The organism is Ochrobactrum sp. PL_is501, assembly GCF_055816895.1.
On the sequence record NZ_JBVPGR010000032.1, the window covers coordinates 121685 to 135237 of the forward strand.

Annotated in this window: 10 protein-coding genes; 7 read left to right on the forward strand and 3 right to left on the reverse strand. The window is 57.7% G+C overall.

Annotated features, from left to right (window positions below; genetic code table 11):
* Positions 1-42 precede the first annotated feature (42 nt).
* The 6 genes from AC0TOF_RS07640 (at position 43) to AC0TOF_RS07665 (ending at position 8830) form a co-directional block, all read left to right on the forward strand.
* Positions 43-1263 carry a glycosyltransferase family protein gene (locus tag AC0TOF_RS07640; protein WP_473767757.1) on the forward strand — a complete coding sequence of 407 codons (1221 nt, stop codon included), beginning with the start codon at positions 43-45 and terminating at the stop codon, positions 1261-1263.
* Positions 1264-1273: 10 nt separating this feature from the next.
* Complete coding sequence (locus AC0TOF_RS07645; protein WP_473767882.1) at positions 1274-2518, forward strand: glycosyltransferase; 1245 nt, start codon at positions 1274-1276, stop codon at positions 2516-2518.
* Positions 2515-3660, forward strand: a complete 1146-nt coding sequence (locus tag AC0TOF_RS07650; protein ID WP_473767758.1) for a glycosyltransferase family protein — start codon at positions 2515-2517, stop codon at positions 3658-3660. Before AC0TOF_RS07645 ends, AC0TOF_RS07650 begins: the two co-directional genes overlap by 4 nt.
* A 92-nt stretch (positions 3661-3752) precedes the next feature.
* Positions 3753-5444 (forward strand): adenylate/guanylate cyclase domain-containing protein, encoded by a 1692-nt coding sequence (locus tag AC0TOF_RS07655; RefSeq protein WP_473767759.1) that lies wholly within the window; start codon positions 3753-3755, stop codon positions 5442-5444.
* A gap of 157 nt (positions 5445-5601) precedes the next feature.
* Positions 5602-8319 carry an ABC transporter ATP-binding protein gene (locus AC0TOF_RS07660; protein WP_122000861.1) on the forward strand — a complete coding sequence of 906 codons (2718 nt, stop codon included), beginning with the start codon at positions 5602-5604 and terminating at the stop codon, positions 8317-8319.
* 61 nt (positions 8320-8380) lie between these two features.
* Positions 8381-8830, forward strand: coding sequence for a Crp/Fnr family transcriptional regulator (locus tag AC0TOF_RS07665; protein WP_122000862.1), 450 nt, complete (start codon positions 8381-8383; stop codon positions 8828-8830).
* A 93-nt stretch (positions 8831-8923) separates the two neighbouring features.
* Here AC0TOF_RS07665 and AC0TOF_RS07670 read toward each other — a convergent pair whose 3' ends face one another.
* Positions 8924-10690 carry a metallophosphoesterase family protein gene (locus tag AC0TOF_RS07670; RefSeq protein ID WP_473767760.1) on the reverse strand — a complete coding sequence of 589 codons (1767 nt, stop codon included), beginning with the start codon at positions 10688-10690 and terminating at the stop codon, positions 8924-8926.
* A 144-nt stretch (positions 10691-10834) separates the two neighbouring features.
* Here AC0TOF_RS07670 and AC0TOF_RS07675 point away from each other — a divergent pair, with 144 nt between their 5' ends.
* On the forward strand, positions 10835-11665 hold the full coding sequence (locus AC0TOF_RS07675; RefSeq protein ID WP_473767761.1) for an MBL fold metallo-hydrolase: 831 nt from the start codon (positions 10835-10837) through the stop codon (positions 11663-11665).
* Between the two features lie 3 nt (positions 11666-11668).
* Here AC0TOF_RS07675 and AC0TOF_RS07680 read toward each other — a convergent pair whose 3' ends face one another.
* Both AC0TOF_RS07680 and AC0TOF_RS07685 read right to left on the reverse strand, forming a co-directional pair.
* Positions 11669-12421 (reverse strand): polysaccharide deacetylase family protein, encoded by a 753-nt coding sequence (locus tag AC0TOF_RS07680; RefSeq protein ID WP_473767762.1) that lies wholly within the window; start codon positions 12419-12421, stop codon positions 11669-11671.
* The gene (locus tag AC0TOF_RS07685; protein WP_473767763.1) at positions 12418-13512 is read right to left on the reverse strand and encodes a glycosyltransferase family 4 protein; all 1095 of its coding nucleotides are present in this window, start codon (positions 13510-13512) and stop codon (positions 12418-12420) included. Before AC0TOF_RS07685 ends, AC0TOF_RS07680 begins: the two co-directional genes overlap by 4 nt.
* Positions 13513-13553 lie beyond the last annotated feature (41 nt).

Below are 13553 nucleotides of genomic sequence, written 5' to 3' on the forward strand. Positions count from 1 at the left end.
GAATGAGCTGCAAGCATGTCCTGCACCGGAAAGGTTTTGAACATGATGCGCCGTTTTGAGGATGCGCGTATTCTTATGTACAGTCACGATACGTTCGGGCTGGGGCATTTAAGGCGTTGCAGAACCATCGCGCATGCGTTGGTCGAGGATTATCGTGGATTGAATGTTCTGATCATGTCGGGCGCCACGATCGCGGGCGCTTTCGATTATCGCGCCCGCGTCGATTTCGTGAAAGTGCCGAGCGTCATCAAGCTGCGCAACGGCGAATATACGTCGATGGCCCGCCATATCGACCTCCATGAAACGCTGAAGATGCGCCAGTCGATCATTCGCCATACGGCGGAGACCTTCCAGCCCGATATCTTCATCGTCGACAAGGAGCCGATGGGGCTGAAAGGCGAGGTGGAGGAAACGCTGGCCTATCTCAAGGCCCGCGGCACCAAGCTGGTTCTCGGTCTGCGTGAGGTGATGGATGCGCCGCATCTTCTGGAAGCGGAGTGGAAGAAGAACGACGTCATCGAGAAGATCGACCGGTATTACGACAATATCTGGGTTTACGGGCCGCCGGATTTCTACGATCCGCTGGTCGACATGAACGTGCCGGAGAGCGTTCGCCGCAAGATGAATTTCGTTGGTTTTCTCCAGCGCAGCCTCGCACAGGACAAGACATCGTCGCCGCATGTTCCGGAGGGGGACTATATTCTTGTCACGACCGGGGGTGGCGGCGATGGCGCCGATCTGGTGCGCAATGTCATCAATGCCTATCGACAAGTGCCGGAACTCAACCATCGCGCCTTCATCGTCCTCGGCCCCTATATGCCTGCAAAGGAACGGACGAGGCTGCGTAAAAGCGCCCAGAATATTCCCCATCTCGAAGTGATCGAGTTCGATAACCGCATGGAAGACCTGATCGCCGGTGCAAAAGCCGTGGTCGCCATGGGCGGCTACAACACCTATTGCGAGATCTTGTCGTTCGACAAACCAGCGCTGATCGTTCCGCGCACCGAGCCGCGAGAGGAACAATTGATCCGCGCCAGCCGGGCGGCCGAGCTCAATCTGATCGAAATGCTACTTCCGGAGGAAGCCGCCAATCCACAACGTCTGGCGGATGTTCTGCAACGTCTGCCCGACCGGGTGCCGCCATCGGAGGGCAATAGTGATATGCGTCTGGAAGGGCTATCGCATATTTCCCAAATTGTCGGGAAATGGCTGGATGAGAGCGAGCAGAAAGCGGCTGCGGAGATACTCATTGCTGCAAAATAATCCGGCATCCATGCCTGTTCGTCGAAAATTGCTTGTGGTGTTGAAGGGCTATCCGCGCCTTTCGGAAACTTTTGTCGCGCAGGAACTTCTGGGGCTGGAGCGCGCCGGCTTCGACCTGACGCTCATTTCGATGCGCCGCCCGACCGACAAGAAACGGCACCCGATCCATGACGAGATCAAGGCTCGCGTCGTCTATCTGCCGGAATATCTTTATGAGGAGCCGTTGCGGGTCTGGCGTGGATTTCTGGCGGCTTGGCGTCGCCCCGGCTTTCGTCCGCTTTTGCGCCAGTTCTGGAAGGATTTGCGGCGGGATTTAACGCCCAACCGCGTGCGGCGGCTGGGACAGGCGATGGTGCTTGCCCATGAATGGCCGGACCGGGGCGAATGGCTGCATGCGCATTTCATCCACACACCGGCCTCGGTGACGGCCTATGCAAGCCTTCTGACCGGCGTGCCATGGACATGTTCTGCGCACGCCAAGGATATCTGGACTTCGCCGGACTGGGAGCTGGCGGAAAAGCTCGGGCGCGCCCGCTGGAGCGTCACCTGCACACGCACCGGTTATGAGCATATGCTTGGCCTCACCGCACGCAAGGAAGCGGTTCATCTGAGCTATCACGGGCTTGATCTCGACCGCTTCGGCCTCTTCGAAATGCCGCGCTCGTCGCGAGACGGAACCGACGCCCGCGATCCGCTGCGTATCCTCAGCGTTGGACGGGCGGTGCCCAAGAAGGGCTATGACGTGCTTTTGCATGCGCTGGCATTGTTGCCGCCCGATCTCCACTGGCGCTTCACGCATATTGGCGGCGGCGATGAACTGGCTCGTTTGAAGCCACTGGCTGAAACCCTTGGCCTCGCCGACCGGATCGAATGGAAAGGCGCGCTGGCGCAGGAAGAAGTGCTGGAGCATTACCGTCAATCGGACATCTTCGCGCTTGCATGCCGCATCACGGCCGATGGCGACCGCGACGGGCTGCCGAATGTGATTGTCGAAGCCTCAAGCCAGAATCTTGTCTGTGTCTCGACCAACATATCCGGCGTCCCGGAACTGTTGAGCGACGGCGAAAACGGTCTTCTGGTGCCTTCCGAAGACGCGCAAGCTTTTGCTGCCGCGCTGGCCCGGCTTGCGCCAGACCCACAATTGCGCCATCGGCTGGGGGCGGCGGCAGAGCATCGTGTTCGTCATCATTTCGATCACCACGCCAGCATTCGCCAGCTGACGGATCTGTTTGAGCGGGAATGGATGAAAGCATGACCGGCAGCCCTGAAACGCCCGGCCCGAAAGTCCTGTTTTATGTGCAGCACCTTCTGGGGATCGGGCACATAGCGCGGGCAAGCCGCATTGCGTCGGCAATGAAGGATGACGGTTTCGACGTGACCGTGGTGACAGGCGGCCTTCCCGTTCCGGGGTTTCCGGCGGACGGTATTCCGGCAATTGCGCTGCCTCCGGTCGTCGCCAGCAATGCCGGTTTTTCCGGTCTTGCCGACGAAAATGGCCAGCCAGCGGACGAAGCTTTTCTGGCGCGGCGGCGGGATGAGCTGCTGGAGATATTTCACCGGTTGAAGCCGGATATGGTCATTATCGAGGCCTTTCCGTTCGGGCGGCGGCAGATGCGGTTTGAGCTTATTCCGCTGATCGAGGCCATCGAAAATTCCACGCCGCGCCCGAAGCTCATCACGTCCGTGCGCGACATTGTTCAGCAGCGGACAAAACCGGGCCGCAACGAGGAAACCGTTGCTCTCATCCAGGCCCATTTCGACCGTGTTCTGGTGCATGGCGATGAGAATTTCGTGCCTTTGTCCTATAGTTTTCCGCTGGCGGAAGAAATTGCCGGCCGTATCGTCCATACGGGTCTGGTTGCGGCTCCACCCGCGCCTGCCAGCCCGGAAAAATTCGATATTGTCGTCTCCGCAGGCGGCGGCGCGGTGGGAGCGGCATTGGTGAATGCCGCGATTGGCGCTGCCCGACGGCACACGCAGCGCAGCTGGTGTGTCATCGCTGGTCCCAACCTGCCGGAAGCCGATTTCCAGAAGCTCCTGCAAGACAGCCCGTCCAATGTGCAGGTCGTGCGCTTCCGCAAGGATTTTCCATCGCTATTGCAGGGAGCCGAGATTTCGGTATCGCAAGCCGGATATAACACGGTCTGCGATCTGTTGCAGGCGGGATGCCGGGCCATTCTGGTGCCGTTCACGCAAGGCGGGGAAACGGAGCAGGCGGTAAGGGCTGCGCGCCTTGAGGAAATGGGGCTTGCCATTGCCATTTCCGAAGATCGTCTCGATGTTCAGGTTTTAAGCGACGCCATTGCTGAGGCGCTTGAAAATCCGCCGCCGCCCGCCGCCGCGCTGGATCTCGACGGAGCCCGAAAAACGGCCCGCTACCTTCGTTCTCTCCGATAAGATATACGCGAATGCGGATTCCCCGTTGGGCAGACATGCTATAAGATGACTGCCAATATGCGCGGCCTACCAGAAACCGGTTCAAAGCCTGAATGACAGCACCGACAAAAGCCCGTTTTCCATCCGAGCGTCTGTTGCGAAAAGCTCGGCTGGCATCCGGCCTTGTCATGGTAACGTTCCTCGCGCTGCACATGAGCAATCACGCGCTGAATCTGATTTCGCTGAATGCGGCGGAAAAAGGCAGGCTGCTCTTTCTGCTTGTTTGGCGCAACCCGGTTGGAACAACGCTGCTCTACGGCGCTATTTTCATCCATCTGAGCCTTGTGCTTCGCTCGCTCTACAAGCGGCGCTCGCTGAAATTGCCATTCGGCGAAACCATGCAGATTCTCTTGGGCCTACTGATCCCGCTTCTGATCATGGAACATGTGATCGGCACCCGCATCCGGCATGAGCTGGTGGGCTATAGCGATACCTATCGAAGTGTCATTCATACGCTGTGGGTGGCGTCGCCTTTCAACGGCATGAAGCAGAGCGTCGCTCTTCTCGTCGCGTGGACGCACGGATGTATCGGCATCTATTTCTGGCTTCGCCCGCGCCGCTGGTTTCAACGCACCGCGCCGCTTTTGTTGAGCATGGCCATTCTGTTGCCTGTCCTTGCTTTGCTAGGATTTGCAAATTCCGGACGGTTGCTTGCCAGTATTCCGGTGGAAGCGGCCTCCTTGTCCGGCGGCGAGACCACACGGCTTTCGCGCGCCATTGACGCGGCAAGCCAGTTTCAAATCAGGCTGGCGCTTTACGGCCTGTTCGGCGCGGCTCTGGCGCTGCTGTTTATGTGCCGTGCCATGCGCAGCCGGCGTGAATGGGCAAACCAGATCAGGGTCACTTATCCCAGCGGCGAAATCGTAGCTGTTCCACGCGGCTTCAGCATTCTTGAAGCCAGCCGGTCTGCCGGGATTCCGCATTACTCGATATGCGGCGGCAAAGGCCGTTGCTCCACTTGCCGCGTCAGGGTGGTCAAGGGCGGCGACGAATTGCCGGAACCCGGTTCCATCGAACAGGAAACGCTGCGTCGTATCGGTGCAGACGGCGATGTTCGCCTCGGTTGCCAGTTGCGTCCGGAAAAAGATGTCAGCGTGGTGCCCCTCCTCATGCCGGACCCCGACATCGCTTCGGAGGGCGCGGCGCAATTGACCGTCGCCGGGCAGGAGCGGGACATTACGGTTCTGTTTTGCGACTTGCGCAGCTTCACACAGCTGGCAGAAACCAAGCTGCCTTACGATGTCGTTTTCCTTCTGAACCGATATTTTGCAATTGTCGGGCAGGCGGTTCAGCAGGTCGATGGCAGGCTGGATAAATTCATCGGGGATGGCGCCATGGCGCTGTTCGGGCTGCGCGGATCAAGCGAGGATGGTTGCCGGAATGCCCTTGCCGCCGCGGCGCAGATCGTGCGGGATATAGAGCGCCTCAACGAGGAAATGGCCGATGAACTTTCGCTGCCATTGCGGGTCGCCATCGGCATCCATACCGGCCCTGCCATTGTCGGAACCATGGGCTACGACAAGGTGAAGGGGCTGACGGCGGTGGGCGATACCGTCAACGTTGCCAGCAGGCTGGAAAGCGTCGCCAAGGAACAACAGGCGGCAATCGTCCTGTCGGAACCCGTCGCAACTCGCGCCGGCATGCCGGTCGAAGATCTGGAGGCGGAAGATATTGCAATTCGCGGGCGATCAAATCCGCTTCGGGTCTATGTGGTTTCAGCCGAACAGGCAGCCTTGCTGGCGTGACGCCAGCCGGTGTTTAACCCGGTGAAAATCGCGTGCTTGTTTGCCGTATACTGTGCCAAGCGAACGATTTTACCGGTATAAACAAAAAGATAGAGTAGTTTTCATTAATCGCATATAGGAAGAAAAAGCATCCTGTTGATCTGACGTCTGGTGCCCCATGGAAAAAAGCCTAGCCCGCTATATCTGGTCCTCGACACGTCTTCAGCAGGCATGGATTCTTTTGGTCGTCGCACTGTCGATGATCCCCTATTTTCTGTCGTTCGACCTGCCCAAGCAGATTATCAACGGACCCATTCAGGGCAGCGGGTTCGAGACGCCGGGTGCGACGCAGACCTTCATGCGCATCGCCTATAACATCCCCTATTTCGGAGAGGTGGTGTTCTTTGGCGGCTTGCAGCTCAACCGCATCGAGATGCTGGTGGGCCTCAGCCTGGTGTTCCTGCTTCTTGTCGTCGTCAATGGCCTCTTCAAGCTCTATATCAACACCTATAAAGGTCGCCTTGGCGAGCGCATGCTGCGACGCATTCGCTTCGAGCTGATCGACCGGGTTTTGCGTTTTCCGCCCCATCATTTCAAGCGGGTCCGCTCGGCGGAAATCGCGACGATGATCAAGGACGAAGTGGAGCCGATGGGCGGTTTCACCGGTGATGCGTTCGTGCAGCCCGCTCTTCTGGGCGGGCAGGCGCTGACGGCGCTGATCTTCATCGTGATGCAGAATTTCTGGCTCGGTATGATCGCAGCCGCCATCGTCGCGGTGCAGGGCATCATCATCCCCAGAATGCGCAAGCGCCTGCTGGAGCTGGGACGCCAGCGCCAGCTTACGGCCCGTCAGCTTTCCGGGCGGGTGGGTGAGATTGTCGATGGCATCAGCACCATTCACAGCAATGATACGTCCAATTTCGAGCGCGCCGATATCGCCGAGCGGCTGGGGCGCATCTTCAAGATCCGCTATGATCTTTACCAGTGGAAGTTTCTGGTCAAGTTCATCAATAACTTCCTGGCGCAGGTCACGCCGTTCCTCTTCTACATGCTCGGCGGCATCTTTGCCCTGCAAGGCCGTCTCGATATCGGTCAGCTTGTGGCAGTGATCAATGCGTACAAGGACCTTCCGGGACCCTTGAAGGAACTGATCGACTGGGACCAGTCGCGGCAGGACGTGCAGGTTAAATATGCGCAGGTCGTCGAGCAGTTCAGCGTCGATAATCTGATCGATCCGAAAATCCATGCGGTCGAGTACCAGACAACCCCGCCGCTGAACCATTCAATCGTTGCATCCAATGTGACGGTTCTGGATGATAGCGGCGGACGCCTGCTCGAAAATCTCAATATCGAAATCCGCCCGACCGAGACGGTTGCCGTCATCGGACCGGCTGGCAGCGGCACCGAGGTTTTCGCCGAGCTTCTGGCGCGGCTTGTCTGGCCCGATTCAGGACGGCTGACCATTGACGGGCACGATATTTTTGCCCTGCCGGAATCGGTCACGGGTCGCCGCATCGCCTATGCCTCGTCAGATGCCTATTTCTTCAGCGGGTCGCTGCGCGACAATCTGCTCTACGGCCTCAAGCACGCGCCATTGACCGAAGTCCAGTACGACGGGGCTGCGGCGATGGAGCGACACTGGCAGGTCCAAGAGGCGAAGAGAGCGAAGAATCCGGCCTTCGACCTGAATAGCGATTGGGTCGATTACGGGTCGATGGGCATATCGGACGCATCCGAGCTCTACAAGGTCGTGCGCCCCGTGCTGGAGGCCGTGATGATCAAGCAGGACATCATCGATCTGGCGCTGCGCTCACAGGTCGATACGATTGCGCATCCGGCGCTGGTGGATCGTATCGTGGAATTCCGGCAGGCCTTGCGCGACAGGCTTGAACAGGAAGAGCTTGCCGATCTTGTCGTTCCATTCGAGCCGGATATTTATAATCCGCAGGCAACTGTCGGCGAAAATATGCTTTTCGGCGTGCTCGACCGTTCGTCCATGACGATCCGGCAACTGGCCGCGCATCCTTTCTTCAAAAAGGTCATGAGCGAAAACGATCTCCATGTGGATCTTTATCATATGGGCCGCGAAATTGCGGAAAACGCGATCGAGCTTTTCCGGGATCTGCCGCCCGACCACCCGTTCTTTCAGCAGCTTACATTCATGCGTCCGGAGGATATTCCGGACTACCAGCTGCTGCTGCAGAAATTGAAAGATGTCGAGGTGGGAGCCGTTTCACCGGAGGACTGGGGCAGCATCGCTCGCCTGAGCTTCGCCTATATCGAACCGCGCCATCGCTTCGGCTTGCTGACCGATGCCCTGAAAGCCAAGATCGTTGCGGCAAGAAAACAGGTGGCGCAGGACATGCCGCCCGACCTGCAAGCCGTCATCGAGACCTATCATCCGGACAGGTTTATTTCGAGCGCTAGCCTGCTCGACAATCTGCTTTTCGGCAAGGTGAGTTACGGGCAGGCGGATGCCATGGGACGCATCCGGGCGATCCTGATCGACCTTTTCGAGGATCTGGGCCAGTCCGAGGCGATCCTTTCGATAGGGCTGGATTTCGACGTCGGCTCAGGCGGAAAACGCCTGACTAGCGTCCAGCGCCAGAAGATCAACGTGGCGCGCGCCCTGCTCAAGCATGCGGATTACGTGATCTTCAGTAGACCCTTGCCGGCGCTGGACCAGCGGATACAAATTCAGATCGCGGAAAATATTATGCAAAATCTCCATAAAGAGGGACATACTCCCGCTATAATATGGGCTTTGAGTAATTTTCCTCTCGCCAGTAATTTTGATCGCGTTATCGTATTCAAAGGCGGTCGTCTGGTTCAGGATGGCACCTACGAGGCGCTGCTCGCGGAGGGTGGCGTGTTCAAGGAACTGGTGGCGCAATAGACCTGTCCGGCGGTTGCCGTGGGATCGATCTGGAGAGCAGGGGGAAGGAAATGGTGGGTTCATGCTTCTAAAAGACGAAGTGGAGATGTTGCGACGCATTCCGCTTTTTGCCGGTGTAGCGCCGGCGAAGCTGAAGCTCCTCGCCTTTACCTCCGACCGGGTCAGCTACAAGGCCAATCAGTCGCTCTTTCAACAGGGTGATGTGGCGGACGCAGCCTATGTCATTCTTTCGGGCAATGCCGATATTCTCGTCGACACGCCGGACGGAGCGATCAAGATCGCGGAAGCGCAGCATGATTCAATCGTGGGCGAGATCGGCATTTTGTGCGACGTATCGCGCACCGCAACGGTGACTGCGTCCACGGCGCTTGAGGCCCTGCGCATCAACAAGGAAAACTTCCTGAAGCTGCTGGCCGATTATCCCGAAATGACGATCGAAATCATGCGGGTTCTGGCCAACAGGCTGAGCCAGACCACAGCAGAACTGACGCAGGAGCGCAGTCGGCATTAGAGCGCCGATCTGATTGGATCAGATCGGCGCTCTAACTATTTATTTTACGGCGCATTTTTTCCGAAAACCGTTTCACACTTTTCGGAATGCGCTCTAGGCAGAATGGATGGAGCCGTCGCTGAGCGCGATCCGAAAATTACGTGAAGGCAGGCCGCCCAGATAAGCCTCCATCATGCGCAACAGAATGCCGATTTTGTCCTGCAAGCTGCCCGGCTCGTCGGTTCTCAACGCAAAAAGCGCGATGAATGTCTTGTAGATGCGCAGCCGGTGCGGACATATCCACCCAAGCGCCAGTTCGCTTGCCTTGCGCAGGCGGTACCAGTCGCCCAGCAAATCCACAAACGATAAGCTTTGAAGTGTCTCGTCATGCAGGGCATGTTCGGCACAGAAAGCCCTGATTTCGTCCTCTGAAGCACGATCTTTCCGTATAGCGATGAATATGCCGGTCGCCTCGTCCATGCCCATGGATGAGGTCTGCCTGACCAGAAATACTAGGTCGGTCAGCATCAGAGATTTGGCGACCGCAGCCAGATCTTTCGGCCATTCCTTGCGCAGATAGCGGTGAAGGACGAGCTGCTGCACGTGTTCGGATAAAAACGAACCATAGTCCGGCGTATCGAGAATGGCGCCGACGTCCTTGCGGGAAACCGCCAGTTCCGTTCGGTATTGTTTGTCGAGATTAACGTCCCGGGCAAGCCCGTCGAGCATGACCGTTTCGATATGGATGTCACTGCCGTTTGCTTTGACGATCTTGAAGGCGGGTGGAAAGGCCACAAGCGACGGCACGCCGACATTGATCAGCCAATCCTGGCCGACTTTTGCCATTGCCGTGTCATTGATATGCAGGTGGCCGCTGAAATGGACGCCAATTCCGGTCTTCGCAACGGCTTCCACCGTTGCCGGTGCGGGCGTTCTTTTGACGGCTCCGGTCGGGCCGAGGAGCGAAAATTCATCCGCACTTGTGCCGTTCAGCATGTCGATGGCCGGATAGTGCGAAAAGGCAAGCAGGCATTTGCCGCTTTCGCGCGCGCGTCGGGCCACGTCCTGCATCCATTGAAAGAGAAACTGCTTATGTTCCATCATGGCGTTCCAGCCAGCATTGGTGCTGTCCACGAAGGCTCGCGCTTCTCCGTCCGCAAAGTCTCCATCGCGTGGCGCAAAGACATTGGCATCAAGCATGAGCAGCCAGAGACCGGGTGCAGGTTCCACCAGATAGGATGCATCCATGAGGGTGTAGCGGTTACGACCGTCCGGCGAGGTTGTATGATAAAGTCGGCTATCGGGCGCATCGTCTGTTCCAAAAGGCGTTTCCCAATGCAGGTCGTCTTCCCTGCGAAAAAAGCCGAGACCGCTTATCACCTGCAAGCCTTCAGGATAGCCCTTGCAGTACATTTTGGGCGTAAGAACAAAGCCATTCGCCTCGTTATCGATGAACTCTGTGCTGCTTGCCACGAAAGTGTAGCTGCCGTCAGCGTTTAGCAGGCGCTTGCCGTGATGACGTCCGGCAGGGCCGAAAATATCGTGATTGCCGGAAACCGCGGTGAAAACCATCCCATGGGCATGCCGATAGGAATCGAGCACGCGCTGAAGCGCGGCAAGCGTCGAGACCTGGCCATCATCGGAATAATCACCCAGAAGGACAACGTGCTTGATCTGGCGTCTGGCAACCTCATCGAGTGCTGCGCTGAGCGCATGATAGCTTTCGTTGAAAACGCGTGTCGAGCGAACCGTATCGGTCAGCCGCCGCGCAGTCATGAGGCCGTTTTCGGTTTCAATTCCCTTGAAATCATAGTCGCCATAGAGATCGTGGAAATGTGCGTCGGCGATGACGGCAATGGTCGGCAACATGGCAAGGGACATGAAGGAGGAAATCCTGTTCCGGTGGGCAGTGGATAATAGATGTCATAAAGTTTAAAAAACAGATTGCTATCGCCTGCCAGTGGATTGAATGTGGCATTTGCACCCGGCCGAACGCAGGCGGGGCTATATTGAGTGGCGAGTACGATGACGGATAGTGAAATAACGGTCCGATTCTGGGGAACGCGTGGGAGCCTTCCTGTTTCGGGCCCTGATTTCGAGCGCTATGGTGGAAATACGTCCTGCATAGAGTTGCAGTGTGGTTCGCGCAGGCTGATCTTCGATGCCGGTTCGGGTATCCGGGAAGCCGGAGAGGCGATGACTGCGGAAGGCGTATTGCAGTACGACCTGTTTTTCACGCATTCGCACTACGATCACATCATGGGTCTGCCTTACTTCCACCCGGTCTTTGATCCTGCGGCGCGGGTGAAATTCTGGTCCGGCCATCTGCATGGCCAAATGACAACCCGCGAGCTGCTCAATCAGTTCATGCGGCCGCCATTCTTTCCCATCGCGCCGGATATCTGGAAAGCCACAGTCGAATTTCAGGATTTTCAAGCAGGCGACACCTTGTCCCCAAGCGATGGCGTGACGATACGCACGGGCAAGCTTAATCACCCCGACGGCGGCGTCGGTTATCGCATTGAATGGGCGGGAAAGTCGGTGGCGCTCATTTACGATACGGAGCATGTCGGGGATCAGCTCGATCCCAATGTGCTGGCTCTGATCGAAAATGCCGATCTGATGGTCTATGACTGCACCTATACCGACGACGAAATGAAACGCTGCTTCGGCTATGGTCATTCGACCTGGCGTCACGGTGCGCGGCTTGCAAAGGTCGCGGGCGTGAAGCGCTTTGCGCTGTTTCACCACGCGCCCACCCGCACGGACGACGCGCTGGATGAATGCGAACGGGCAACGCAGGAACTGTTTCCGATGGCCTTCGCAGCCCGTGACCGTCAGCTTGTAATTGTCTGAGACTCAAGACAGAAGGTCGGGCAAACGCTTCCAGACGATCCCCGGCTTTTGTGTGGTGATGCCGAACAGCGCGTCCAGAAAATCCCACGCCGCTTCATCGTGCACGAGATGATGCGCCAGAATGCCGATTGGTTCATCATCGCCGTCGAAGCGCTGTTTCATCTGGGTGACCATATCGGCCACCAGATCGCCATGCGGACGGCAACCGCGTGTTCCATGCCAGTCCATAAGATCGACATGGGTATTGATGCACGGGATTTCGCCCGGCTCGGTTGTGGCCGGGCCGAAAACCGAAAGCGCGGCGAAGCCTGATTTTTCCAGCTCAACGCGAATGCTCGGATCGATCCGGTTCCACGGCGGAACCAGAACCGGCGAAAGCTGCCCGCGATAGAGCGTTTCCAGTTTGGAAAGCCCTGCTTCCAACTGCCCCAGAACCGTCGCAAGTGGCCGTTCCGCACCAAGCTCCTGCTTTTTCTGACCGGGTGCGGCATGGCTTTCATGCGACCATCCGTGGACGGTGACCGTGACAAGATTTTTGCCGGAAAGATGGTGTGCCAGCGCCTGACCCGTTGGCGCCGGTATGACCGCAAGGGCAAGCGGTACATGGTAGCGGTCAGAAAGCGCGATCAATCGATCCAGTGCCGGTGTCGGCTCCACCGCATCGTCATCGCGCAGCCAGAACCGGGCAAGACGTCCAGCATCCGACCAGCGCTGCATCTCGGACAGCAAGGGTTCCCAAGTGGATTGATCCATCATCCCTTCGCCTTCCCGTTTTCGCCCATAAGACCCTGCAGAAGCCCGTTTATCCTGATTGCCGCCTGCTCAAGCGACCGTTCGTCATGTACAAAACGCCGGGCTGCTTGTCCAAGCACCAAAGCGTCCTGTGGATTGTCGAGAAGCGATCGAATGGCGTTGGCATAGGCTTCAATGTCGCCTTCTTCGACCAGAAGACCGGTCGTGCCGGACATGACGACTGCGGGGACGCCAGCTGTCGCCTGCGCAATAACGGGCAAACCGGCAGCTTGGGCTTCCAGATAGGCTATGCCATAGGCTTCTCCGACGCCGGGCCACACATAGATGCCGCCCGCTTGCAACAGGGCGGCGATTTCCGTTTCACTTTTCTGCCCGACCCATTCGATCCGATCCCCGAACGGGGAAAAAAGCGCTTGGACAGCCGCTTTTTCGGGGCCGTCGCCGATAATGCTCAAGGTCCAGTCCCGATCTTCCAATTGCGCCAGAGCCGATGCAAGCATGTCAAAACTTGCTAATTTATCGCCTTTTCGCATCATGGCGATGGTTACAAGCCGGGCGGAATCGCGGTTGGGAAGCTGTCGATAGGGTGCAACATCGATAAATGGCGGCAGAAGCGCAAGCGAAGCCTCGGGCATCAGCTTTGCAAGACCAGCCCGGTCGCGCGCGGTGAAGCAGAGGTTGAGGGCGGCTGTTGCAACCGCGTCCCGGACACTTTCCTGCTCGGCCTGCCAGCCATCAGCATCGCGCTTTCCGGCATACGACGCTTCAGCCGTCACATAGGGTATGTCCAGTTCCTTGCAAATAACTGGCCCAAGCAGATCGGGTGACTTGTAATAGACGTGATATGAAAACCAGAGGTCCGGCTTGGGCGTATTTTTCCAGCGTTGGCGAAGCCGCTGCAATTCATCCTCGGCTTCATTGCGCAATGCCGCGTAGGCATCAGGCGTTCTGTGAAAGCTTCTCAGATGCGAGACGACCTCCACTTCATGCCCGGCCATCTCCAGCGCCCGGATCAGCAAACGCGCCATCATCCGATCTCCTGAAGGCACAGGATGATCAGGGGACTTCAGCGGTGCATAAAAACATATCTTCATAGTTACCAATCGTAGCCAGAATCACGAGGGCACCTTGCAAC

Excerpts from the sequence above, each read along its gene's own strand:
- AC0TOF_RS07640 (WP_473767757.1), top strand. The coding sequence starts at position 43 with ATGATGCGCCGTTTTGAGGATGCGCGTATTCTTATGTACAGTCACGAT.
- AC0TOF_RS07685 (WP_473767763.1), bottom strand. The coding sequence starts at position 13,512 with ATGAAGATATGTTTTTATGCACCGCTGAAGTCCCCTGATCATCCTGTG.
- AC0TOF_RS07675 (WP_473767761.1), top strand. The coding sequence starts at position 10,835 with ATGACGGATAGTGAAATAACGGTCCGATTCTGGGGAACGCGTGGGAGC.
- AC0TOF_RS07655 (WP_473767759.1), top strand. The coding sequence starts at position 3,753 with ATGACAGCACCGACAAAAGCCCGTTTTCCATCCGAGCGTCTGTTGCGA.
- AC0TOF_RS07680 (WP_473767762.1), bottom strand. The coding sequence starts at position 12,421 with ATGATGGATCAATCCACTTGGGAACCCTTGCTGTCCGAGATGCAGCGC.
- AC0TOF_RS07650 (WP_473767758.1), top strand. The coding sequence starts at position 2,515 with ATGACCGGCAGCCCTGAAACGCCCGGCCCGAAAGTCCTGTTTTATGTG.
- AC0TOF_RS07660 (WP_122000861.1), top strand. The coding sequence starts at position 5,602 with ATGGAAAAAAGCCTAGCCCGCTATATCTGGTCCTCGACACGTCTTCAG.
- AC0TOF_RS07665 (WP_122000862.1), top strand. The coding sequence starts at position 8,381 with ATGCTTCTAAAAGACGAAGTGGAGATGTTGCGACGCATTCCGCTTTTT.
- AC0TOF_RS07670 (WP_473767760.1), bottom strand. The coding sequence starts at position 10,690 with ATGTCCCTTGCCATGTTGCCGACCATTGCCGTCATCGCCGACGCACAT.
- AC0TOF_RS07645 (WP_473767882.1), top strand. The coding sequence starts at position 1,274 with ATGCCTGTTCGTCGAAAATTGCTTGTGGTGTTGAAGGGCTATCCGCGC.